23 protein-coding genes are annotated in these 23502 nt (G+C 69.1%); 5 read left to right on the top strand and 18 right to left on the bottom strand.

The annotated features are described in order from the left end of the window. Window positions 1-11 precede the first annotated feature (11 nt). The gene (locus tag E4M01_RS00260; RefSeq protein ID WP_135066040.1) at window positions 12-866 is read right to left on the bottom strand and encodes a hypothetical protein; all 855 of its coding nucleotides are present in this window, start codon (window positions 864-866) and stop codon (window positions 12-14) included. A 90-nt stretch (window positions 867-956) separates the two neighbouring features. Between E4M01_RS00260 and E4M01_RS00265 the strand changes: the two genes are divergently transcribed. Continuing rightward, entirely contained in the window at window positions 957-2342 is a 1386-nt protein-coding gene (locus E4M01_RS00265) for an SLC13 family permease (protein WP_135066043.1), read from the top strand. On the opposite strand, the gene E4M01_RS00270 is transcribed toward E4M01_RS00265, so the two are convergent. From E4M01_RS00270 to E4M01_RS00290, 5 genes are all read right to left on the bottom strand, one after another. Further along, window positions 2339-3133, bottom strand: coding sequence for an exodeoxyribonuclease III (locus E4M01_RS00270; RefSeq protein WP_135066046.1), 795 nt, complete (start codon window positions 3131-3133; stop codon window positions 2339-2341). The two genes, E4M01_RS00265 and E4M01_RS00270, sit on opposite strands and share 4 nt — an antisense overlap. A 289-nt stretch (window positions 3134-3422) precedes the next feature. Further along, the gene (locus E4M01_RS00275) at window positions 3423-4064 is read right to left on the bottom strand and encodes an outer membrane lipoprotein carrier protein LolA (RefSeq protein WP_135066049.1); all 642 of its coding nucleotides are present in this window, start codon (window positions 4062-4064) and stop codon (window positions 3423-3425) included. A 255-nt stretch (window positions 4065-4319) separates the two neighbouring features. After that, window positions 4320-6758, bottom strand: a complete 2439-nt coding sequence (locus E4M01_RS00280) for a DNA translocase FtsK (RefSeq protein WP_135066052.1) — start codon at window positions 6756-6758, stop codon at window positions 4320-4322. 88 nt (window positions 6759-6846) lie between these two features. Next, window positions 6847-8184, bottom strand: coding sequence for an MATE family efflux transporter (locus tag E4M01_RS00285; RefSeq protein ID WP_135066055.1), 1338 nt, complete (start codon window positions 8182-8184; stop codon window positions 6847-6849). Between the two features lie 126 nt (window positions 8185-8310). Continuing rightward, window positions 8311-8706 (bottom strand): DUF1489 family protein, encoded by a 396-nt coding sequence (locus tag E4M01_RS00290; RefSeq protein ID WP_135066058.1) that lies wholly within the window; start codon window positions 8704-8706, stop codon window positions 8311-8313. Window positions 8707-8780: 74 nt separating this feature from the next. Between E4M01_RS00290 and E4M01_RS00295 the strand changes: the two genes are divergently transcribed. Next, window positions 8781-9164: a putative quinol monooxygenase gene (locus E4M01_RS00295; RefSeq protein ID WP_245158317.1), complete on the top strand. Its 384-nt coding sequence runs from the start codon at window positions 8781-8783 to the stop codon at window positions 9162-9164. 15 nt (window positions 9165-9179) lie between these two features. Here the strand turns inward: E4M01_RS00295 and E4M01_RS00300 are convergent, their stop codons facing one another. The 5 genes from E4M01_RS00300 to E4M01_RS00320 are packed head-to-tail and all read right to left on the bottom strand — an operon-like array spanning window position 9180 to window position 14164. Then, on the bottom strand, window positions 9180-9644 hold the full coding sequence (locus E4M01_RS00300) for a DUF6265 family protein (RefSeq protein WP_135066061.1): 465 nt from the start codon (window positions 9642-9644) through the stop codon (window positions 9180-9182). Between the two features lie 28 nt (window positions 9645-9672). Then, window positions 9673-10497 carry a helix-turn-helix domain-containing protein gene (locus tag E4M01_RS00305; RefSeq protein WP_135066064.1) on the bottom strand — a complete coding sequence of 275 codons (825 nt, stop codon included), beginning with the start codon at window positions 10495-10497 and terminating at the stop codon, window positions 9673-9675. After that, window positions 10490-12376: an acetyl/propionyl/methylcrotonyl-CoA carboxylase subunit alpha gene (locus E4M01_RS00310; RefSeq protein ID WP_135066067.1), complete on the bottom strand. Its 1887-nt coding sequence runs from the start codon at window positions 12374-12376 to the stop codon at window positions 10490-10492. Before E4M01_RS00310 ends, E4M01_RS00305 begins: the two co-directional genes overlap by 8 nt. A 31-nt stretch (window positions 12377-12407) precedes the next feature. Beyond that, window positions 12408-13691: an MFS transporter gene (locus E4M01_RS00315; RefSeq protein ID WP_245158318.1), complete on the bottom strand. Its 1284-nt coding sequence runs from the start codon at window positions 13689-13691 to the stop codon at window positions 12408-12410. After that, window positions 13688-14164, bottom strand: coding sequence for a cupin domain-containing protein (locus E4M01_RS00320; protein WP_135066070.1), 477 nt, complete (start codon window positions 14162-14164; stop codon window positions 13688-13690). The genes E4M01_RS00315 and E4M01_RS00320 overlap by 4 nt, the downstream gene beginning before the upstream one ends. A gap of 42 nt (window positions 14165-14206) precedes the next feature. Between E4M01_RS00320 and dapE the strand changes: the two genes are divergently transcribed. Continuing rightward, entirely contained in the window at window positions 14207-15376 is a 1170-nt protein-coding gene (gene dapE / locus E4M01_RS00325; protein WP_135066073.1) for a succinyl-diaminopimelate desuccinylase, read from the top strand. A gap of 45 nt (window positions 15377-15421) precedes the next feature. Here dapE and E4M01_RS00330 read toward each other — a convergent pair whose 3' ends face one another. Continuing rightward, window positions 15422-15604, bottom strand: a complete 183-nt coding sequence (locus tag E4M01_RS00330) for a hypothetical protein (protein WP_135066076.1) — start codon at window positions 15602-15604, stop codon at window positions 15422-15424. Between the two features lie 53 nt (window positions 15605-15657). Beyond that, window positions 15658-15819 (bottom strand): hypothetical protein, encoded by a 162-nt coding sequence (locus E4M01_RS14195; RefSeq protein ID WP_167765450.1) that lies wholly within the window; start codon window positions 15817-15819, stop codon window positions 15658-15660. Window positions 15820-15925: 106 nt separating this feature from the next. Here E4M01_RS14195 and E4M01_RS00335 point away from each other — a divergent pair, with 106 nt between their 5' ends. Next, window positions 15926-17212 carry an MFS transporter gene (locus E4M01_RS00335; protein ID WP_135066079.1) on the top strand — a complete coding sequence of 429 codons (1287 nt, stop codon included), beginning with the start codon at window positions 15926-15928 and terminating at the stop codon, window positions 17210-17212. 40 nt (window positions 17213-17252) lie between these two features. After that, window positions 17253-17687: an SRPBCC domain-containing protein gene (locus tag E4M01_RS00340; RefSeq protein ID WP_135066082.1), complete on the top strand. Its 435-nt coding sequence runs from the start codon at window positions 17253-17255 to the stop codon at window positions 17685-17687. Window positions 17688-17708: 21 nt separating this feature from the next. On the opposite strand, the gene E4M01_RS00345 is transcribed toward E4M01_RS00340, so the two are convergent. Genes E4M01_RS00345 through E4M01_RS00365 form a run of 5 tightly spaced genes read right to left on the bottom strand, consistent with a single transcriptional unit; the run spans window position 17709 to window position 23494 of the window. After that, a complete protein-coding gene (locus E4M01_RS00345) occupies window positions 17709-18683 on the bottom strand; it encodes a type II secretion system F family protein (RefSeq protein ID WP_135066085.1) in 975 nt (324 codons plus the stop codon). Window positions 18684-18693: 10 nt separating this feature from the next. Continuing rightward, window positions 18694-19680, bottom strand: coding sequence for a type II secretion system F family protein (locus E4M01_RS00350; RefSeq protein WP_135066088.1), 987 nt, complete (start codon window positions 19678-19680; stop codon window positions 18694-18696). A 3-nt stretch (window positions 19681-19683) separates the two neighbouring features. Continuing rightward, the gene (locus tag E4M01_RS00355; RefSeq protein WP_135066091.1) at window positions 19684-21264 is read right to left on the bottom strand and encodes a CpaF family protein; all 1581 of its coding nucleotides are present in this window, start codon (window positions 21262-21264) and stop codon (window positions 19684-19686) included. Window positions 21265-21267: 3 nt separating this feature from the next. Next, complete coding sequence (locus tag E4M01_RS00360) at window positions 21268-22803, bottom strand: AAA family ATPase (RefSeq protein WP_135066094.1); 1536 nt, start codon at window positions 22801-22803, stop codon at window positions 21268-21270. 10 nt (window positions 22804-22813) lie between these two features. After that, window positions 22814-23494 carry a CpaD family pilus assembly protein gene (locus tag E4M01_RS00365; protein WP_135066097.1) on the bottom strand — a complete coding sequence of 227 codons (681 nt, stop codon included), beginning with the start codon at window positions 23492-23494 and terminating at the stop codon, window positions 22814-22816. Window positions 23495-23502: the final 8 nt, after the last annotated feature.

Genomic DNA, 23502 nt, shown 5'->3' on the forward strand with positions numbered 1-23502 from the left:
CGCGGCGATCGTCATCCGCCGGGCCGCCACTCAGCGAGCTGTCGACCGGTCGAGCCGTCCTCGAACGCCAGCTTGTCGACCTGAACGGCGGCGACGCAGACCGGGCGGGCGTCGCGACCATCGGCTCTACAACGAACTGAACGGCCGTCCGGGAAGGCGCCGATGCGCCCTTCGATCAACACGCGCCATCCGCGCGGAGAGGGCTGGGCCGGCTGGTCGCCCTCGGCCCGAATTAGATGAACATACGGCTGGCCGTCGCGCCGTCCGACGCGTGATCCTTCGATTGGCGAGTATAGGGCCAGGCCCGCCGTCTGCGGCGAAGAAGGCGGCATGAGCAACGGCGGCGGCGCGAGGGGCGTGGCTTCCTCGTCGTCGTGCGGCGCCAAGGGCTGAGGCTCAATCGCGGGCGGCGGCGGGGGGCAGGTGTCCAGCGACAGCCACGGCCGCGTGATCCAGACCCCGTCGGCATTGGCCCACGCCTCGGCTAGGTCAGAGCCCTCGACCGGCGGCGAGGCTAGCCAGTCCGCCGGCGTCATGCGGAGTTCGATGTTCTGTCCGTCCGTGGAGCGCGACCACGAGGCGAAGCCCGGTCGGTCCGGTGTTTCGGACGCGCCCTGACAGCCAAACGGCAGGCGCACGACGAAGCGACGGCCCGCCAGCATCTCGTCGGGCGCCTCGCCCGACGCATAGGTCGAGGCCGCTCGCGCGAGGGCGGCGATCATCTCGGCGCGGTTCAGGGCTGTGGTCGCCGGAGGCGGCGGCGGCGCGGGCGCCTCCGGCGCAGGCTCGGGCCGATCGCGGTCGCACTGGGCCAGGCCGGGCGCGGCCAGCAGCAGGAGCAACGTCGCGTATCTGGTCGAGATCATCCGGAACCTTCCCCCGCTTTCGGTCGCTGATGCAACTTGGCCGCCGACCTTCACCATAAGCGCGCGGCGCGGGGGAAGGGTTCAACCAGAATGAATTTCGACCAGATCGCCGCCCTTGTGGTGCTTGTCTGCGTCGTGGCGGCGATGATCCACGGCAGGCTGCGGCCCGATGTGGTGGCCCTGGCGGGCGCGGCGGTTCTGCTGATGCTGGGCGTCGTGCGTCCGGTCGAGCTTCAGGGCGCCTTCGCCAGCCCGGCCGTCATCGCCCTGGCCGGCCTGTTCGTCATCGCCTACGCCATGGAGCTGTCGGGCCTGCTGGCCTTTCTGATCCGCAAGGCCAAGGGGCTGACAAAGGTTTTCGGCCGTCACGCCATCTGGATGGTGATCGGCCTGTGCGGCTCGGTCGGCGGTTTCCTGAACAACACGCCTGTGGTGGTGCTGGCGGCGCCCGTGATCCGCGACATGGCGCTATCGCTGGGTCTGTCGCCAAAGCGGTTTCTGATGCCCTTGAGCTATGCGGTCATCATGGGTGGCCTGCTGACGCTGATCGGCACCTCGACCAATCTGCTGGTTAACGACATGGCGCGAAACGCCGGCCAGCCGACGTTCGGTCTGTTCGAGATCACCGGCGTGGGCCTGACCATGGCGGTGGTCGGCGGGGCGTATCTCTATTTCTTCGGCGCGCGGATGCTGGACAAGACCGCTACACGCGACGAGGCCGAGATGGCGGCCAAACGAGAGGCGGAGGGCGGCGGGCGCAAGCGGCGCTTCTGGCCGTTCCCGATTCCCCGGCTCGGAGAACAGCGCGCCACCCCCAGCGGATCCGGAGACGCCGTGCTGGGCGACATCGACCTGTACGAGAAGGGCGCCGAGCGTCCGTTAGAGCTGAAGCGGGCGTTGGCGTCGCTGGTGGTGTTCATCGCGGTCGTCGCCGTCGCCGCCTTCGGCATCGCCCCGATCGCGGCTTCCGCCTTTGCGGGCGCGGTGGCCCTGATCCTGATGCGCATCATCACGGCCGAAGAAGCCTACGCGGGCCTGCGGCCTGAAATCCTGCTTCTGATCGCCGGCATGGTGGTGATCGGCTCGTCGCTGGAGGTGACCGGGCTGGCTCAGGCCGGTGCCGACGCTCTGATCGACGTGATCCGCCCCTATGGGCCGTGGGTGGCGCTGTTCATCTTCTACGGCGTGACGCTGTTCGCCACCGACATCCTGTCCAATGCGACGGTGGCCGTGCTGTTCTCGCCCATTGCGGTGGCCATAGCCGTGGCTTTGGGCGTGGACCCGCGCCCCTTCCTGGTGGCGGTGATGATGGCCGCCTCGGCCGCCTTCGCGACGCCGTTCAGCTATCAGACCAATGTGCTGGTCTTCCAAATGGGCAACTACAGCTACATGGACTTCGTAAAGGTCGGTCTGCCGCTGAACCTCATAACCTGGATCACGGGCATGGCGGTGATCCCGGTTTTCTTCCCCTTCTAAACGTCGAGGTCGACCGTGACCGGCGCGTGGTCGGACGGCCGCTCCCATTCGCGCACGTCGTCGTGGATGCGCGCGGTGTCGCGCACGACGGCGGGCGTCAGACCAGGCGAGGTCCAGATGTGGTCCAGGCGCAGGCCGCGGTTGGACTTGCGGAAGTCGGCGGCGCGATAGCTCCACCAGCTGGCCAGCTTCTGCGGCTCGGGGAAGCGGTCGCGCACCACGTCGGCGAAGCCGCCGGTCTCCTGCAACCGGTTCAGGGTCTCGACCTCGATCGGGGTGTGGCTGACGATCTTGGACATGTAGCGGTGGTTCCAGACGTCGTTCTCGCCCGGCGCGATGTTGAAGTCTCCGGCCAGGACCAGGGGCGCCAACTTGTCGCGCGCCGCGACCTCGGCGGTCAGCCGCTCGTAGAAGTCCATCTTGTGATCGAACTTGGGGTTCAGCTCGCGGTCCGGCGTGTCGCCGCCGGCGGGGATGTAGAAGTTCTGCAGTTCCACACCCGCGACCCGCGCCGAGACGCAGCGGGCGTGGCCCAGCTTGCACACCTCAAGCGTCGTGCTGTCGTCGATCGGCAGGCGCGAGGCGATGGCCACGCCGTGCCAGCCTTTCTGACCGGCCACCCGCAGATGTGGCAGGCCCATCTCCTCGAAGGCCTGACGCGGGAACTGATCGGTGGTGCACTTGATCTCCTGCAGCAGCAGGACGTCGGGCGTGCGCTCGGCTGTGAAGCGGGCGACCTGATCGATGCGCAGGCGGACCGAGTTGATGTTCCAGGTGGCGATACGAAGCATGGGGAGGGTGTAGGGACGGCGCCGCCCCGTCTCAAGCCGCGATGAGCACAAGGGCGGTTGCGGCCTCAAGCCGCGAGGCTCCGTGAGCCGCCCCTCGGGTCAAGTCCGAGGGTGACGGGCATAGTTCTGGCCTCTAGCCGCGAGCGACCGTGTCGCCCGCATAGGCCCAAATAAAGAACGCCCGGCGCGGGCGCCGGGCGTGGAGTTCTCTCATCGCCGCCAATGGCGACAGGACGACCGCCGCCGTCCTGTGTTCAAAGTGCCACAGGACGACGAGAAGTCAAATCAGTCAGTTGCGGCCCGGACGGCGGGTCGGGTCGCGCAGCTGGAAGAGGCTGGCGGCCAGGCCGGGCGCATTGCGCAGCGTGGTCAGCTGGGTGCGGGTGCGGGCGCCTTGCGCGTCGGTGATGGTCCATTCCTGCAAGCGCACGGGGTTGCCGGCGAAGGCCAGGATGACCTGGCCGTCGTTCGGACGCCGGCTGTCACGCGCCGTAATGGCGTAGGCGCCGGACGCCATGCGCGTCACGCGGTCGATGCGCACGCCCTGGTCCAGCCGGACCTCGCGCGCCAGGAAGGTCGACAGCGGCGTCTGCGACAGCGGAACCTGGCGGAAAACCTCCAGGCGCGGGTCGTAGCGCATGACGTTGGAGCCGTTGGACACGACCAGCAGGCCCGCGGGGTCGGTGTATTCGAAACGCATGCGGCCGGGCCGCTGAAGCCAGAACTTGCCGCGCCGGACCTGGCCGCCGGGGCCGGTCTCGACGAAGTCGCCCTGGGCCGAGGTCAGGCCCTGCAGATAGGTCTGGGCCTGTTGCAGCACGGCCCGGTCGTCGGCCGACAGGTTCGATTGCGCAAAGGCCGAGGCCGGCAGGGCGGCGAAGGCGGCCAGCGCGCCGGCGCCCAGCGCAAGTTGGCGACGAGAAACAGTCATGGGGGTCCTCCCGTTCGGGATGATTGTCGATGAGGCCGGTATGAAGAGGCGATCTGTCAGGCCGATGACCCAAGCCTGACCATATTCCGGCGCTGCGATGAAGCGCCATTCATCACCGGCGGGTTCCCGCCCGCGATGTTTTTCGCCCTACCGCTCGCCGCGCGGCGGCTCGCTGCATGAGGGCTGTCGCAACTAGAATCTTGCGCTCAAGCAGCGAGGCTCCGCGAGCCGAGCGTAGCGCGCGGCGCAGCCGCCTCAAACAATGGGCGGCGGCCCTGCCAGCACGTCGCGCTTGCCGGCGTGGTTGGCGGGGCTGACCACGCCTTCCTGCTCCATGCGTTCGATCAGGGTGGCGGCGCGGTTGTAGCCGATCTGCAGGCGGCGCTGGACATAGCTGGTCGAGGCCTTGCGGTCGCGGGTGACCACGGCCACGGCGCGGTCGTACAGGTCATCGCCCGAGCCCGAGCCGCCCTCGTCGCCGAAGGCGTTGTCGCCGTCGCCGTCCGGTTCATCGGTGATCAGATCGAGATAGTCCGGCTCGGCCTGGGCGCGCAGGTGCTTGCACACCTCCTCGACCTCCTGGTCCGTCACGAACGGGCCGTGCAGGCGAGTGATGCGGCCGCCGCCGGCCATGTAGAGCATGTCGCCCTGACCCAGCAGCTGCTCGCCGCCCTGTTCGCCCAGGATGGTGCGGCTGTCGATCTTGGAGGTGACCTGGAAGCTGATCCGGGTCGGGAAGTTGGCCTTGATGGTGCCGGTGATGACGTCGACCGACGGGCGTTGCGTGGCCATGATCAGGTGGATGCCGGCGGCGCGGGCCATCTGGGCCAGACGCTGGACCGCGCCTTCCACGTCCTTGCCGGCGACCAGCATCAGGTCGGCCATCTCGTCCATGACCACGACCAGATAGGGCATGGGCTCGGGCCGGATCTTCTCGGACTCGTAGACCGGGCGGCCCTGTTCGTCGAAGCCGGTCTGGACGGTGCGCTCGAAATGCTCGCCCTTGGCCTGAGCCTCCCGGGCGCGGTCGTTGTAGGAGGCGATGTTGCGCACGCCGAGCTTGGACATGCGGCGATAGCGGTCCTCCATCTCGCGCACGGTCCACTTCAGCGCGACGACGGCCTTCTTGGGGTCGGTGACGACCGGCGCCAGCAGGTGCGGAATGCCGTCATAGACCGACAGCTCCAGCATCTTGGGGTCGATCATGATGAAGCGGCACTGCTCGGGCGTCAGCTTGTACAGGATCGACAGGATCATCGCGTTGACCCCGACCGACTTGCCCGAGCCGGTGGTGCCCGCGATCAGCAGGTGGGGCATGCGCGCCAGGTCGGCGACATAGGGCTCGCCGCCGATGGTCTCGCCCAGCGCCAGGGGCAGCAGGTGGCTCTTCCTGTCGTATTCGCCCGACGCCAGCAGGTCGCGCAGATAGACCGTCTCGCGCTTGGCGTTGGGCAGTTCGATGCCGATGGCGTTGCGGCCCTGCACCACCGAGATGCGGCAGGCGCGGGCCGACATGGAGCGGGCGATGTCGTCGGCCAGCGCCACGACCCGGCCGTGCTTCACACCGGGAGCCGGGGCCAGTTCGTACAGGGTGACGACGGGGCCGGGGCGGATCTGATCGATCACGCCGCGCACGCCGAACTCCTGAAGCACGCCCTCCAGCATCTTGGCGTTGGCCTTCAGCGCCTCTTCGTCGACGGCGGCGGCGCGCTGCTGGGGCTTGGACAGGATGCCGAGCGACGGCAGGTCGAACCCTTCGGAGCCCTCGAAGTCGAAGGCGACCTGATCCACGTCGGAGCGGGCGGGCTTGGGCGCCTTGACGGCGGCGACGCGCGGCTCGCTCGGGGGGCGGGCCGACGGGCGCGCGGCGGGGGCGGGGGCAGGCGCGGCGAGAGGGGCCGCACCCGTCGCCATGGGCGCATCCTCCCACGGCGGCAGGTCGTCCTCGGGGTCCGGGCCGGGGTCGACGAAGGGCTCTGGCTCGGGCGCCGGGCGGGGGCGCGCGACCTTGGCGGGCGCCTCGGCGGTCGGGCGATCTGAGGCGGTGCGCTCGGCTGGAGGCGCGGCGCGACGAACGCCGCCGGCGCGCCGCCAGGCCAGCGCCTCGCCGAAGTCGGTCAGGCGGATGCCGGCGGCGAAGCCCAGGCTCCACAGGGCCAGCGGCGCCAGAACGCCGCCGACGATCAGCCGCGCGGCGGGCAGTCCGAGCGCCTCAAGACCGTGCGCTGCCTGGCCGGTGATTGCGTCGCCCCACAGCCCGCCCATGCCCGCGGCCAGGGGCCAGGCGGCCGGGGCTGCAAGCGCGGCCAGGGCCGCGGCCAGCAACAGGGTTCCGCCCGCGGCGGCCAGCACGCGCAGCAGCGTCGGCGCCCAACGGTGCTGAATGGAATCGCCCAGAGCCCCGCCGACGCCAAAGGCCGCCAGCATCAGCACGGCCGGCCAGGCGGCCAGGCCCAGGGACTGCATCGCCAGATCCGCCGCGAACGCGCCGCCGCCGCCCAACCAGTTGGTCGCGGCCCGGCCCGAGGCCACGTTCCAGCTGGGATCGGCCGGATTCCATGACACCAGCGCGACCAGCAGCAGCATCGCCGCCAGGGCTTGCAGGATGGCGCGGAAACGCACGGCGAAGGGCGCCTTCCACACCAGGCGGGCGCTGAACCAGGCCTGACGGCCAAGGGCGAGGGCGGCGGACATGAAGGAGCGTGCGGCTTTCGGCTGGCGAAGTTGGCGGCCAGCATCGACCCGGCATGGTTAAACCGGCTTTAAGGCTTGGCGCGAAACCTCAGGACAAGGCCAGGCGCCGACTGACCCGCAGAAACCGCAGCGTCAGCAAGCCGCCCGAAATCAGGCTGGCGATGATGACGGCCCAAACCAGGCCGTTGACCCCGATCGAATGGGCCAGGACCCAGCCGAGCGGCGTCATCACCAGTGTGTAGGCGATGAAGTGCAGTCCCGTGGGCCACCAGACGTCGCCGGCCGCACGGTTGGCCTGGGCGGCGACCACCTGGATGGCGTCGGCCACGAAGAACAGGGTCGCCAAGGCCAGGGCCGGAGCAGCCACCGCCACCAGGGCCGGGTCGCGATTGTACGCCTGGGTCAGCCACTGCGCCGTCGGCCAGACGAACAGGGCGATGACCAGGCCCAGCACCGCCACCACCACTATCCCCGCCAGGCCCGCACGGCGCGCCCCGGCGGCGTCATTGGCCCCATAGGCGCGGCCCACCAGCACCGCCGTGGCCGACGACAAGCCCATGGGCACCATGAAGACGATGGCCGAGATGTTCAGCACCACCGTCCAGGCCGAGGTCTCGATGGCGCCCAGTTGGCCGGCGATGAAGGTCATGGCCCCGAAGGCGGCGACCTCGATGAAGTAGGAGCTGCCGGCGCCGTAGCCGACCTTGCGCTGCTCGCGCTCGGCCGCGACGTCGCGCTTGGGCCGGTGGAATATGCCCAGCGCCCGCGCCTCGGGTAGGCGCAGGATGTACCAGATCAGAAACACGGCCAGCGCCAGCCGCGCCCCAAAGGTGGCCCAGGCCGAGGCGAAGGCGCCGTCCATGCCCAGTCCCAACAAGTCGGGCACCAGCACCAGGTTCAGCAGCAGGTTGACGCCATTGGCCACCCACATGGCCCACATCCCCGCCTTGGGCCGATCCAGCGCCTCCAGGAAGAACTGCGCCGCCACAGACACCAGATAGGCCGGCATCGAGAGGGCGAAGATGATCAGAGGCGCGCGCGCGCCCTCGGCTAGTCCGTCGGCCAGGCCCGCCCGATCCAGCGCCCACGGTCCGATCAGCATCAGGCCGATCATCGAGACGACGCCGATCTGCAGCGAATAGGCCACCCCGCGCCGGAACACGGCCCCGACCTCGCCGCGACGCCCTTCTCCCAGCAGGCGCGCGGTTATGACCTGCACCCCCATCATCAAGCCGACGGCGGTGGTGACGATGATGGCCGACGGCGTCCACGCCAGGGCGTGATAGGCCAGCTCCTCGCCCGCATAGTTGCCCACCACGATGGCGTCGGTCAGGCCCATGGTCATGATGCCGATGCGCGCCACCACCACCGGCCAGGCCAGGGTCAAGAGGTCGCGCAGGGTCGTGCGGGTGGCGGTGGAAATCATGAAGTGACGAGTGACGACTGACGAGTGGCGAGGGATGGCCAGGGGCCCAAAACGGCGCCGGGTCAGCTCGAATGCGGCGCTCTATAGCGGCTTTCTCGCCACTCGCCACACGTCACTCGCCATTGCCTACCAGGCCCCCAACTCCCGCAGTTCACGGGCCAGGTCGTCGGGCAGGTCGGTGGCGTCGGCGACGGTCAGGTCGGGCGGCACGTCCTTGTCGAAATAGCGCCAGCCCTGAAAGGGCCGACGCGCGACCGGCGCGGTGCGCACCACCGTCGGCTCCAGGGTGATCTCGCAGCGGCTGGTCTTGCCGGTCCCTATGGTGCGGATGTCGGCGACAGGCTGGCGGCACAGGATCACGCCTTTCACCACCCAGTACAGCGAGCCGCCGTCCTCGACCTCGACCGCGCGCTTGGGCGTCATGCGCGTGTGCACGATCAGCCGCTTGCCGCCGGCGGCGCGGCGCTCCAGCCATTCGACATCGGGAACGCCGACGGCCAGCTTGATCAGATGAAGAGGCATGGCGCGGCCTGTAGCATCCGATTCATGGCGACGGCAGGGCGGACATGGCGTTGATCCTGGCCTAACGTGTCGGCATGGACCTGGATCGCAGACAGACCCTCGGCGCGGCCTTCGGCCTGGCTCTGACCGCGACCGCCGCACCCGCATCTGGAGAGACGCCCATGTATGGATTGATCGGTCGAATGAAGGCCCAGCCCGGCCAGCGCGACGCCTTGGCCGCCATTCTGCTGGAAGGCACGACCGAGATGCCGGGCTGCCGCAGCTATGTGGTGGCGCGCGACCCCGCCGATCCGAACGGCTTGTGGGTCACCGAAGTCTGGGATTCGGCCGAGAGCCACCGCGCGTCGCTCTCTCTGCCCGCTGTGCAGTCGGTCATCGCACGCGGCCGTCCGTTGATCGCCGGCTTTGACAGCCAGACGGAGACCGAGCCGGTGGGCGGCTTTGGATTGGCCGGTTAGTCGTTCGGTCCGCGATCATGCCGGGCAGCGCGCGTTCAGGTCCGCCTTCCGAAAACGCCAGTCGACAGAGCTGGCCTGTCCGTCGATCTCGCCCTCGATCCGCGCGTTCAGGACGTCGCCTTCGCGCTCGTAGATGATCCGCTTGGGAAAGTCGTCATCGGCCGCCTGTTCGAAAACGACGCGGCCGGGCCCGCTGGAGACGACGAAAAAGACGGTGGCTGGCGCGCCGCCCGGTTGGGCGAAGTAGGCGAGCGGCGCGGTCGGCGTGTCGTCCGCCGGCGCGATGCGCGACTGCTCGAACCCCACGCGGTCGCCGCGCACCGTGACCGTCACCCCCGCCATCAGACCCAGACGAGGGTCGGTCCAGACCTCCGACACTTCGCGCCCGGCGTCGCAGGCCAGCCAGTAGCCGCTCATCCAGTCCAGGTTCGGGCGCAGGGCGGCGTCCAGGGCGGCGGCGGCGACGAGAGCGGTCAGCATGGCGGGTTTCCTTGGCAAGCCCCGCAACCTAGCCCGTGGACGTCACCGCCGGCTTGTAGGTTTGCGACGCGATGGCTCGGGCCAGCTCGATCTGATCGCGGGCCCAGACCGTGGCGGTGCAGCCGAGGAAGCGGCGGAAGTCCCGCGCCATCTGCGGCTGGTCGAAATAGCCCGCATCCAGGCCCGCCGACAGCCACCCAGCCGCGTCCGGCCCCAGCGCCCGGTCAAACACCCGGCGGAACCGCGCCACCGAGCGCAGCAGGCGCGGCGAGACCCCCGTCCGGTCCAGGAAGCGGCGCTGCAGGGTCCGTGTCGCGGCTCCGGTGCGGCTGACCTCGCCCGCCTCGATCGCGTCGACCTGGGCGCGGACGGCGGGGTCCAGCGTCCACTCGGCCCAAGCGCGCTGGGCGTCGAGCCAGTCGAGCATCAGAGCCGCCTGGGCGGCCGGTCGACCCGGCGGCGGTTTCAGTCCGGCCAGCCGGGCGGTCATATCCAGCCGACGGTCGGTCGCTTCGGCCAAAGACGCGCCCAGCCAGTCCCGCGCGCCGTCCGGGCGAAAGCGGATGGCGACCAGCTCCACGGGGCCGACGGGGCGAATGGCCATGGGCCGCGTCATCTGGCCGGCGAAGACGGCGGGCGGTTGGAGCCGGAAGACGCCGTCCTCGCCCTGCTCCTCGTAGGGCGCGCCCAGGTCCAGGATCAGTTCGGGACAGCCGTCCGGGGCGATGCGCTGAACCATGGTCGACGGCGCCGGCGCGGCGTAGGTCCAGGCCTTGCGCACCCAAGGCTTCAGGGCGTCAGGCGGGTCGAACTCTTCGTAGCGTTCGCCCGCCGTCATGGTCGTGTCAGGCATGCGCCGCCTCGACGCGCGCCAGAACGGCGCCTTCCGCGGCCTGGTCGCCGACCGAGACGTTGAACTCCGCCACCACGCCGTCGAAGGGGGCGGTCAGGGCATGCTCCATCTTCATGGCCTCCAGCACCACGACGGGCTGGCCCTTGGTCACAGTGTCGCCCGCCTTGACCGGGGCGGCGACGATCTTGCCCGGCATAGGGGCGCGCAGGCTGCCGTCGGAGGCTGAGCCGGCGGTGGCCCCTCGCAGCGCGTGTCGGGACACCTCGTGGGCATCGCCGCCGTGAAAGACGACGAACCCTCCATCAATCTCCGGGCCATAGCGAACGACTGGATAGTTGTTCTGATATGGAGCCTGGTGTCTCACACCATCGACGAAGAAGGTTTGCTGCGTCACCGCAGCGGCGTTCAGACGGAAGCCCGACGCGCCGTACTCAGAGTCCCAAACATCGCTGGAATCGACCTCGCGAGACCGCCACAAAAGATCACTGGCGTCCTGGATCAGCGCATCCGAAAGGTCGACGGCTGTCAGCGCCCCCTCCTCCGCTGCGATGAAGCCGGTGTCCACATCGCCCTCGACAAAGCGCGGGTGATCCAGACAGCGTGCCAGGAAGCCGGCGTTGGTGCGCACCGGCCAGACCTCGACCTCGCGGCAGGCGACGGCCAGGCGGGCGGCGGCGGCCTCGCGCGTATCGTCATGCACGATCAGCTTGGCGATCATCGGATCGTAGAACTGGCTGACCTCGCCGCCCTGTTCGACGCCGGTGTCGACGCGGATGTCGTCAGGCAGGACGAAGTGATCCAGCCGGCCGATCGACGGCAGGAAGCCGTTGGCCGGGTCCTCGGCGTAGAGGCGGGCCTCCATGGCCCGTCCGTTGATCGGAATGTCGGCCTGTTTCAGCGGGATCGGCTCACCGGCGGCGACGCGCAGCTGCCATTCGACCAGGTCGACGCCGGTGATGGCCTCGGTCACCGGATGCTCGACCTGCAGCCGGGTGTTCATCTCCATGAACCAGATGCGGTCGGCCTTCAGGCCGTCCGAGGCGTCGGCGATGAATTCGATGGTGCCGGCGCCGACGTAGTTCACCGCCTGGGCGGCGCGCACGGCGGCGGCGGTGACGGCGTCGCGGGTGGCCTGGTCCATGCCGGGCGCGGGCGCTTCTTCGATCACCTTCTGGTGTCGGCGCTGCAGCGAGCAGTCGCGCTCGTGCAGATGGACGACCGTGCCGTGGCTGTCGCCGAAGACCTGCACCTCGATATGGCGCGGACGGGTGATGTAGCTCTCGATCAGCACGCGCGGATCGCCGAAGGACGACTGCCCCTCGCGCTGGGCCGAGGCCAGGGCGCCCGCGAAGTCCTCGGCCTTGTCGACCAGACGCATGCCCTTGCCGCCGCCGCCAGCGACGGCCTTGATCAGCACCGGATAGCCGATGCGGGCCGCCTCGGCGCTCAGCGTCTCGAGCGACTGGTCCTCGCCCTGATAGCCGGGCGTGACGGGCACGCCCGCCTCGATCATCAGCTTTTTCGCCGCGTCCTTCAGGCCCATGGCGCGGATCGACGACGGGTGCGGGCCGATCCACACGATGCCGGCGGCCATCACCGCCTCGGCGAAGTCGGCGTTCTCGCTCAGGAAGCCATAGCCCGGATGGATGGCCTCGGCCCCGGTCGCCTTGGCGGCGGCCAGCACCTTGTCGGCGTCCAGATAGCTTTCGCGCGCGGGCGCCGGCCCGAGCAGCACCGCCTCGTCGGCCTCGCGCACATGCAGGGCGCGGGCGTCGGCTTCGGAGTGGACGGCGATGGTGCGCAGGCCCAGGCGGCGGGCGGTGCGGAACACGCGACAGGCGATTTCGCCGCGATTGGCGACCAGGACGGACTTGAACATTTGTCCTCTCTAGCCGCGCCGCGCGCGTCTGTCAGGTCAGCCGATCGGCCTTTCGCAGGTCGGGGAACAGCTTGGCCCATACGCCGACCGAGGCCAGGGCGCCGACCCCGCCGAACACCGCCGCGCCGATGGGCCCCAGGAAGCGCACCGCCACGCCGGAATAGGCCTCGCCCAGCTCGTTGGACGCGCCGATGAACAACATGGAGACCGACGACACCCGGCCGCGCATATGGTCGGGCGTCGCCAGCTGGATCAGGGTCTGGCGGATGTTGACGCTGATCATGTCAGCCGCCCCGCCGACGAACAGCGCCAGGCCGGACAGCCATACGCTCTTGGACAGGCCGAAGGTCAGGGTGCACAGGCCGAATACGGCGACGGCCATGAACATCCAGCGCCCGCCGTGCTTCACGATGGGGAAGCGGCTTAGATAGACCGCCATCAGCAGGGCCCCGACGCCGAACGACGCCCTCAGCAGGCCGAAGCCGACCGCGCCGACATGCAGGATGTCGCGCGCGAAGATCGGCGTCAGCAGGGCCACGCCCGCCAGCAGCACGACGATCAGGTCCAGCGAGATGGCGCCCAGAACGATCTTGGTCTTCCAGACATAGCTCAGCCCCTCGCGCACCTGGGCGACGGCCGAAATACGCTCGCCGGTCAGGTGGGGCCGGCCGCTGGTGCGGATCAGCAGCAGGCAGGCGATGCCCACGAAGAACATGGCCAGGGACGTAGCGTAGGCCAGCGGCACCGACAGCCCCACGATCACCCCGCCCAGGGCCGGGCCGGCGATGGCGCCGGTCTGAAACGCGATGGACTGGGCCGCGATGGCCGGCGGCAGGGCGCGGCGGCCCACGACCATCGGCAGAAAGGCCTGGCTGGCCGGGGCCAGGAAGGCCCGCGCCGCGCCGAACACGGCGGCGACGATCAGCAGCCCCCACAGCGGCGGCGATCCGTGCAGAGCCATGAGCAGAAAAGCCAGGGCGCACATCGATTCCACGAAGACCGAGATGGTCACCGTGTGCTTGCGGTCGCGCCGGTCCGCCATGGCGCCGGCCGGAAGCGTGAAGGCCAGGAGCGGCAGGAACTGACACAGCCCGACCAGGCCCAGATACAGGCTGGCCTGCTCGATTGGATGGTCGCGCCGCGCGATCTCATAGACCTGCCACAGCAGGGCCGACGACTGGATCTGGATGCCCAGCACCGCGACCACGCGGCCCAGCCACAGCAGCTTGAAGTCGCGAATGGCCCAGGGGCTGGCCGGCCCCTCGGGCGGCGGGGGCGACTGAACCGGCTGGGTCGTCTCGATCGTCTCGCTCACGTGCGGCGCGCCTGTCTGGGATAGGGCGCGCCATCCCGATGGAAATAGCGGTCGGCGCCCTCGGGCAGGACCATGTCGATGTCGGGATAGTCGCAGGCGTCGGTGACCGGCGACCGCGTGCCGACCTCCAGCAGAACCGCGTCCTCCGCGGACCGGTTCTCGATCTTGTGACCGTTGGCGACGCCCGCCTTGAAGCCCGCGCAGTCGCCGGTGCGCAGCACCGTCTCGCCGTCATCCTCGACCAGCACCACCTCGCCTTCCAGCACCCAGACGAACTCATCCTCCGAGGCGTGCCAGTGGCGCTGGCTTGACCAGGCGCCAGGCGGCAGAATCAGTCGGTTGACGCCGAACTGGGTCAGTCCCGCCGCATCGCCCAGCCGCCAGCGGCGGCGCGCCTTGCAGGGCCCGGCGTGTTCCTCGGGATAGGCGGTTCCGTGGCCCGTGGGGGCGGTGTCGAGGTCGATACGGGGCATGGCGCTTCTCGCGGTCGCGAGATGCTCCTAAAGCATGGTCTCATGAGCCGCGCATCAAATCCTGTGATCGATCCTGTCGAACTGACCCGCGACCTGATCCGCCGCCCCTCGGTCACCCCGGCGGACGCCGGGGCCATGGATGTGCTGGAAGAGGCGCTGACCGCCCTGGGCTTCACCTGCCGGCGGATGCCGTTCGAGAACATCGAGAACCTTTACGCTCGACGTGGGACGGCCTCGCCCAACCTCTGTTTCGCGGGCCACACCGACGTGGTGCCGACCGGCCCGGCCGAGGCCTGGAGCGCGGCGCCGTTCGAGGCCGAGGTTCGCGAGGGCGTGATCTACGGACGGGGCGCGGTGGACATGAAGGGCGGCATCGCCGCCTGGGTCGGGGCCGTATCGCGGATCCTGGCCGAGGGCGAACCTGAGGGCTCGCTTTCCTTCCTGATCACCGGCGACGAGGAAGGCCCCGCCCTGCACGGGACCAAGCGCGTGGTCGAGGCCCTGATGGCCGAGGGTGAGGTCATCGACGCCTGCATTGTCGGCGAACCGTCGTCGGCCCAGCGGCTGGGCGACATGATCAAGGTCGGCCGGCGCGGCTCGTTGAACACCTGGATCACCGTCCATGGAAAGCAGGGCCATGTCGCCTATCCCGACCGCGCGGCTAACCCCGCGCCCGTGCTGGCGCGGCTGTTGGCACGGCTGGACGCGCACACCCTGGACGAAGGCTACCCGGAGTTTCCGCCGTCGAACCTCGAGATCACCACCATCGACATCGGCAATCCGGCGACCAACATCATTCCGGCCGAGGCGCGCGCGCGGCTGAACATCCGCTTCAATCCCACCCACACCGGCGACGGGCTGATCGACTGGCTGAACCGCGAGGCGGGCGAGGCCCAGGCGGCGTCGGGTCTGCGCATCGAACTGGAGCACCTGTGCTCGGGCGAGGCGTTCCTGACCCAGGCCGGGGATTTCGTGGGCGCGGTGCAGACCGCCGTGGAGCAGTCTCTGGGCGTGCGGCCCGAGGCCTCGACCACCGGCGGAACGTCCGACGCGCGCTTCATCCGCGCCCTGTGCCCGGTGCTGGAGCTGGGTCTGGTCGGCCAGACCATGCACCAGATCGACGAGCGCGTGCCCGAGGCTGAGGTGCGCGCCTTGTCCGAGACTTACGAGGCGGTGATCCGCGCCGTGACGGACCGCCTGTCGGCCAATTGAAAAGGGCGGCCCGAAGACCGCCCTGTCCATCATCTGATTTCGAAGTCAGCTGCCGGTGCCGAAACCCTTCGGTCCGCCGGCGCCTGCCGATCCGGCCCCGCCAGTGGCCGGCGCGGCGGGTTCGACGCCTGCCTGGGCGACGCGCGGCTTCGGCGGCGTTTGGACAGCAGTGTCGTCCTCGTCGCGATCGGCTTCAGGCGGGGTCTGGTCCAGGTTCTGATCGGTCATGTGGGTCTCCTCGGGTTCCCAAAATGAACCCCTCGACCGCGCAGCCGGTTCCGTCAGCGCAGGAGCAGGTCGAGCACCAGCATGGCCCCAAGGAACACGGCGCCGAACGCGACCAGAAAGAAGATCAACGCGCGCAGCCATTCGGCGACCGGCGACGGCGGCGGCTCTTCGGGGCCGCCGCGGGGCGGCATCTTGACTGGCAGGGCCGTGGTCATGCGTTGTTCCACCCAGGATGCGCATCATAGGTCGATCAGCGTTACCCGGCGGTGAATCCCGCCGCAGAAGCGTGACGAACCGTCGCAGCACGCCTATGAATGGCCCGTGAACCTGCGATCCCCCGCCTTCGCCATCCTGTTCTTCGTCAGCCTCATCGCGGCGGCCGGCAATATGGCGCTGCAGTCGGTGCTGCCTCTGATCGGGCGCGAGTTTGGCCTGGCCGACACCCTGGTCGCCGCCGCCTTCGCCGTGTCGGCCCTGCTCTGGACCTTGACCTCGCCGCACTGGGCGCGCCTGTCCGACACCCTGGGTCGCAAGCGGGTGATGATGATCGGCCTGTCGGGCTTCGTTCTGTCGATGTCCGGCTTCGGCCTGGCCACCACGGCGGGGCTTCAGGGCTGGCTCGGCGCTGTCGCCGCCTTCGTGCTCATGGCTGTGGCGCGCTCGCTGTACGGCCTGTTCGGCTCGGCGGCGCCGATCGCCTCGCAAGCCTATGTCGCCGACCGCACGACGCCGGCTCAGCGCACCCAGGCCATGTCGCTGCTGGCTTCGGCCCAGGGCCTCGGCACGGTTGTGGGGCCGACCTTGGCGCCCTTTCTGGTGCTGCCGGTCATCGGCCTGGCCGGCCCGCTCTACGTCTTCGCCGCCATCGGCCTGATCGTGCTGATCGTGGTGTGGCGTCGGCTGCCGTCGGGCGACGTGGTGCGCACCCCATCCACCAGCGGCCGCCGCGACGGTGCGGGCAAGGGCCTGTGGCGGGACCCGCGGGTGCGGGACTTCCTGCTGTTCGGGCTTCTGGTCACCGGCGCCCAGGCGATCAACATCTCGGTCCTGGGCTTTCACGTCATCGACGAGATGGCGGCCGCCGGAACCGGACGAGACCAGGTCGCCCCCTTCATCGCCTTGGCCATGTTCGCCGGGGCGACCGCCACCCTGCTGGCGCAATGGGGCCTGATCCCGCTGCTGAAGCTTGAGCCGCGCGACCTTATGCGTTGGGGTGCGGGCCTGGCCCTGGTCGGCAACCTGATGAGCATCGCGGCGCCGGGCTACTACGGCGTGGTCATCGCCTATGCAGTTGTCTCCATGGGCGCAGGCTTCGCACGGCCCGGCTTCACCGCCGGGTCGTCGCTGGCGGTCGGCCCGTCGGAACAGGGCGCCGTGGCCGGTCTGATGATGTCGCTGGCGGGGCTCAGCTTCCTGGCGCCGCCCGTCATCGGCGTCGCCCTGTATCAACTGGCCGAACCGGCGCCCTTCGTCGCCAACGGCCTGTTCCTGGCGCTGGCCCTGGCGGCCTGCCTGTTCAGCCCTGCGCTGAAGCGAGGCCTGCCGATCGAGGCCGATGCGTCGGATCAGCCGCCAGCGTCACAGCCCGGCCCCGAGGGTGGTCGCTGAGGCCTTCCTTCGGCCTCGCGCGCGTGGCAGACGAAAAATCATGACCACGACCGCGAAGATCGAGAAACGCATCGGCGTCCAGGCCAGTCCGGAGCGCATTTGGGAAGTGCTCAGCGACCTGTCCGGCTGGGATCGCTGGAACCCCTATGAGACCCGCCTGGACGGCGCCATCGCCTTCGGCGGCCGCGTCAGCCTGGACGAGGCTTTCCCCGAACTTCCGCCCCGCCGGGTCGAGGCTCAGGTGGGCGAATGGGAGCCCGGCGGGCAGCTGGTCTGGCTGGAGAACCGCGGCTGGCTGTTCCGCTCGATCCGCTATTACGAGATCGAGCGCCTGGATGCGCGGAGCTGCATCGTCGCTAACGGGGTCATCTTCCAGGGTTTGCGCGGCGAGCTGTTCCACGACAAGCACCGCGCCGGTATCCGCACCGCCCTGGAGACCATCTGCGAGCGGCTGAAGCACGAGGCCGAAAGCTGACCTCCCGGCGCATCCGCGCCGTCAGCCGCCCTTGGACATGGTGTCCTGGATGTTGATGATCGCCGGCGTCAGGATGACGATGAACAGAACCGGCAGGAAGAACAGGATCATCGGCACCGTCAGCTTGGCGGGCAGGGCCGCCGCCTTCTTCTCGGCCGCCGAAAGACGCAGTTCCCGGTTCTCCTTGGCCATGGTCCGCAAGGCGGCGCCCAGGGGCGTGCCGTAAGTCTCGGCCTGGGTCATGGCGGTGGCGACCGACTTCACGCCTGGATGGTCGGTCCGCTTGGCCAGGCCTTCGTAAGCCAGGCGTCGATCCGGCAGATAGCTGAGTTCAGCAGCCAGCAGGGTCAATTCCTCGGCCAGGTCGATCGAGGCGCCCCCGATCTCCTGGCTGACCTTCTGGATCGCCTGCTCGATGGACATGCCCGCCTCAACGCAGATCAGCAGCAGGTCCAGCGCGTCGGGGAAGGCCTGCATGATCGAGGTCTTGCGCTTGGCGATGCGGTTCGAGAGATAGATGTTCGGCGCATAGAAGCCGATCACTGCGGCGAACATCACCGCCGTCAGCCGGCTCATGACCGGAAGACCGAAATCGTTGAAGGCGAACAGGTAGAAGGCGGCGAACGCCAGGAACACGAACGGCAGGGTGAACCGGAAGAAGTAGAAGGTCGTCAGCGGCTTGGGCCCCCGATACCCGGCCTGAGCCATCTTCTCGACGACCTTGGGGTCCTCCAGCAGCTTGGTCAGGTTCAGCTGTTCGACGATCTTCTTCTTGAAGCCGTCGTCGGTGTGACGCAGGCCCGAGCCGCTCTGGGCGCCGATGGCCGCGCGGGAGCGACGCTTCAGTTCGTCCCGCCGCTCCGCGACCGCCTGCATCCGCTTCTCGAGCTTCAGCCCGCCGCCGAAGGATCCCGCCAGCGTCAGCAGGGTGGCGAAGACCAGCAGGCCCACGCCGAGGCTGAGCAGGTTCTGGGCGTCGGTAAAGAAGGCGATCATCGCGCTGCCATCAGAACTTGAAGGAGATCATCTTTTTCATGACGAAGACGCCGAGGCTCATCATCATGACCGCGACCAGAAGCATGAACTGGCCGCGACGGTCGGTGAACAGCAGCATCATGTAGGCGGGCGTCGTAAGGGTGACGAGGATCATCACCGCTGGCGGCAGCGAGCCGATGATGCCGGCCGAGGCCGTGGCCTCCGACGACAGGGCCTTGATCTTCTCGCCCATCATCCGTCGCGCGCGGAGCACGGTCGACAGATTACCCAGCGCCTCGGCCAGGTTGCCGCCCGTCTTCTGCTGAATGGCGATGACGATGGCGAAGAACTTCAGCTCCGGCGTCGGCATGCGCTCGTACATCTTGTCCAGCGCCTGCCCCAGAGTCAGGCCCACGCCCAAACCTTCGACCAGGGTCTGGAACTCCGGTCCCAGCGGCGCGGGACTTTCGCGGGCGATGATCTTGAAGCAGTCCTGCACCGGCAGGCCCGACTTGATGCCGCGCACGATCACATCGACGGCGTTGGGGAACTCCAGCGAGAACTTCTTCATCCGCCGCTTGCCCAGGAAGCCCACCACCCACCGCGGCAGGCCGAAGCCGACGACGAAGCCGACGCCCAGGGCGATCAGGATGTTGCCACCCAGCGCCAGCGGCACGAGGAAGGCGAACACGCCCAGCCCGACGCTGATGAGGATGAAGGTCCGCATCGACCATTTCAGCCCAGCGTGCTTCAGCTTGGCCGCCAGGGTCATGCGCGCCTTGCGCTCGCGCCGCTCGACCTCCTGCAACTGGGTCATGATCGCCTTGCGGCGCGCCTCGGGCGTGTTGGCCGCAGCCTGGGCCGCGGCCTTCTTCATGGCGGACGGATTGGTCTTGACCACGCCCAGCCCCTGAGCGCGCTTGAGCGCCTGGGTTCCCCCGTCGTCTCCGCCGACGAAGACCCAGCCCAGACTCGCGATGACGATGAAGCCGAGGACGCCGGCGAGGATTTCCAGCATCACCTACTCCGCCGCGTCCAGGGCTTCGGCCAGTTCACGCTCCAACCCGTAGTAACGCGCGCGGTCCCAGAAGCGCGGGCGCGCGATGCCGGTCGAGCGGTGGCGGCCGATGATCTTGCCGTTCGCGTCCTCGCCGGTGATTTCGTACAGGAACAGATCCTGGGTCACGATCACATCGCCTTCCAGACCCACCACCTCTGTGATGTGGGTGATGCGGCGCGAGCCGTCGCGCAAGCGCGCGGCCTGGACGATGACGTCGACCGAACCGACGATCATCTCGCGGATGGTCTTGGACGGCAGGCCGTAGCCGCCCATGGTGATCATCGACTCCATCCGGCTGATGGCTTCGCGCGGACTGTTGGCGTGCAGCGTGCCCATCGAGCCGTCGTGGCCGGTGTTCATGGCCTGCAGCAGGTCGAAGGCCTCTGGGCCGCGCACCTCGCCGACGATGATCCGCTCGGGACGCATCCGCAGACAGTTCTTGACCAGATCGCGCATGGTGATCTGGCCCTGACCTTCCAGGTTCGGCGGCCGAGTCTCCAGACGAACCACGTGCGGCTGCTGCAGCTGCAGCTCGGCGGCGTCCTCGCAGGTGATGACGCGCTCGGTCGGGTCGATGAAGGCCGTCAGGGTGTTCAGCAGGGTGGTCTTGCCCGAGCCGGTGCCGCCCGAGATGACGAGATTGCATCGCGAGGCGCCGATGACGCCCAGGACGCGCGCGCCCTCGGGGCTGATGGAGGCGTACTCCACCAGATTCTTCATCGTCAGCTTGTCTTTCTTGAATTTCCGGATCGTCAGCGTCGGGCCGTCGATCGCCAGCGGCGGGGCGATGACGTTGACGCGCGAACCGTCCGCCAGACGGGCGTCGCAGATCGGCGAGCTTTCGTCCACGCGGCGGCCGACCTGGCTCACGATCCGCTGGCAGATGTTCATCAACTGGCCGTTGTCGCGGAAGCGGATGTTGGTCAGCTGGACCTTGCCGCCGACCTCGATGAACACCCGCCCGGCGCCATTGACCATGATGTCGGCGATGTCGTCGCGCGCCAGCAGGGGCTCGAGCGGGCCGTAGCCCAAGACGTCGTTGACGATGTCCTGGACCAGATGCTCCTGCTCGGCGACCGACATGGAGACGTTCTTGATCGCCACCAGCTCGGCGACGATGTCGCGGATCTCTTCCGACGCCGTCTTCTGATCCAGCTGCGCCAGTTGGGCCAGGTCGATGGTGTTCATCAACGCGTTGAAGATCGTGGTCTTCGTGGCGTGATAATAGTCCGACTGCTCACGCACGATCTCGGCGACCTGCTGAGCCTTCTTCAGCTGCTCCAGGCCGGGCGTGGCCTTGGGGCCGGGGCCCGAGGGCTGGGCCGGGGCGGCCTGCGGCTTGGGCCGCGACGCCAGGGCGTCCAGCCGGTCAGGCTTGGCCTCTGTTCCCGGCTGGGCGCTGGGCGAGGCGCCGCTGGGGCCGAAAGGCTGGGCGGCGGCGGCCTTGTCGAAGGCTTCGGCCGGATCGGGGGCAGGCGCGCTGGCTGGCCGGGGCGCCGTCGCCACGCCGCCTTCGACCGTTCCTGTGCGCTTTCCGAACACGCGTCAGCTCTTCTTCTTGAACAAACCGGCGAACATCGACTGGCCTTTGGCCTTGGCGGGCTTGGCCGAGGTCTTGGCGCCCTTCGGCCCCGCGATGGCTGGAAGCTCGCGACGGCTGACGATCTGGGCCAGCGCCTGAAAGGCCTCTGCGGCCTTGGACTTGGCGCCCGCGTCCAGGATCATCTGGCCGTTGTTGGCCGCAGTGCCGAACAGCTTGGCGTCGAACGGAATGACCAGGGAGGGGTGCACGCCCAGGGCGGCGCCGAACTCCTTGGCCGGGATCTCAGGGCGGCCCGGCACGCCGACCTGGTTCAGCACCAGACGCGGGGGCGCATCGTTGGGGCGGGCCTGCTTGATCAGGTCGATCATGTTCTTGGCGTTGCGCAGCGAGGCCAGATCGGGCGCCGCCACGATGACCACCTCGTCGGCCGAGACCAGGGTCTTGCGCATCCACCCCGACCACAGGTGCGGCAGGTCCAGCACCACGAAGGGCGCCGTGGAGCGAATGCGGCTGGTCACCTCGTCGAAGGCGTCCGGCGAGATGTCCCAGTCGGCGTCCAGCGTCGCCGGGGCGGCGAACAGGCTCAGCTTGTCGGTGCAGCGCGCCATCATGCGGTCCAGCAGGGTCGCGTCCAGGCGGTCGGGCTGGTTCAGGGCGTCGGCCACGCCGGCCAGCGGGTCCTGGTTGAAGTCCAGGCCGGCGGTGCCGAACGGCAGGTCGTAGTCGACGATGACCGTATTAGCGCCGATCCGCTCGGAGATGGCGTAGGCGGTGTTGTGGGCGATGGCCGAGGCTCCGGCGCCGCCGCGTGCGCCGACGAAGGCGATGGTGCGGCCGACGAAGGGCTGGGCCGGGTCGTTGAACAGGCCGCCGATGGCCGAAATCAGCTGCAGCGGCTGGACCGGCGCGACCAGGTATTCGCTTACGCCCCGGCGCATCAGCTCGCGGAACAGAAGGATGTCGTTGGCGGCGCCGATGACGATGACCTTCGTGCCTGCGTCGCAGACTTCGGCCAACTGATCGACCTGAGCCAGCAGCGTGTGCGGGTCATCGAGACATTCGACGATGATCAGCGGCGGGGTGGGCTCGTGCAGATAGGCCTCGATCGCGGCCGGCACGCCGCCGACGCGGATCTGGGTCGTGGCGCGCGACAGGCGACGGTCCTGACCGGCGCGCTCGGCCGAGGCCAGGGTGTCCTGCCGCTCGGCGAAGACATGGATGGCGATCCGCGGGACCGAGACCTCCACCGAATGATCGCTCAGCCCAGACAGGGTCAGTCCGGTGGGGGCCGGCGCCGGCGCGGCCTGCAGCGCCTGGGCGGCGCCGGCGACCAGTTCGCCGACCGGATTGAAGCCCGGCTCCGGATCGGCTCCCGACGGGATCGGGCCCGTCGTCGGAGAGGTGAACTGCAACGGCTCGCGCGGCGCTGCGGCCGGGGCCGCCGGCTGATCCGTCAGGGGATCCGGCTCGAACGAGATGTCCAGATCGAACTCGTCGTCGAATCCGTCGGTCGGTCGCGGGGCGAAGGCGTTGCTCATCGGTCGAACCCTACTGGACGGCCTGGGCCACGCCGGAACTGCTGAGCAGCTGTTCCTGCGGCGCGGAGGTCGCGCGGCCCTGGCGGTAGTTGTCGAAGACCACGCTGCGGCGCCCGGCCTCGGCGGAGGTCATGCCGCGCGGCTCCACGATGTCGCGCGGGTTGGCGATCTGCGCAGCTAGGTTGGCGTTGACCGCGCAGCCGAAGTTGGCGGTGGAGCGGTTGTCGAAATTCCGCGAGAGGTTGCCCCATTCCACGCCGCACTGAGGCACGACGGCGCGCACCGTTTCGAAGCCCACCAGAACCGGCGACCGGGCGTCAGGTCCAGCATAGCCGACGACCCGGATCATCGATCCCGGCACGCCTAGTCCTTCCAGCGCGCTGCGGGTGCTCCAGGCCATCTGAGACGCTGTCGTGTCCGCGCCGGCCGGGGCTTCGATCACGAGGGCGGGCGCGCCAGAAGCCGCGAACCGCTCGACCAGGCCGCGCAGGTGGCTGTGCTGGTTGGCGGAGAGTCCGTCGGCGTGTACGGCGAGCGCGATGCGGTCCAGACCGGGCTCGACCTGCAGACTGTACCGGGCCGTCGGCAGGATCGGCTCGGGACCCTGGCCGCCGGCGGAGGGGGACACGCAGCCCGCCAGCGCGACGCCGCCAAGCGCGAGGCTGAGAGCCAGGGGACGTGTAAGGTTCATGGCGCGTC

The sequence above is a fragment of the Brevundimonas sp. MF30-B genome, assembly GCF_004683885.1.
Taxonomy (GTDB): Bacteria; Pseudomonadota; Alphaproteobacteria; order Caulobacterales; family Caulobacteraceae; genus Brevundimonas.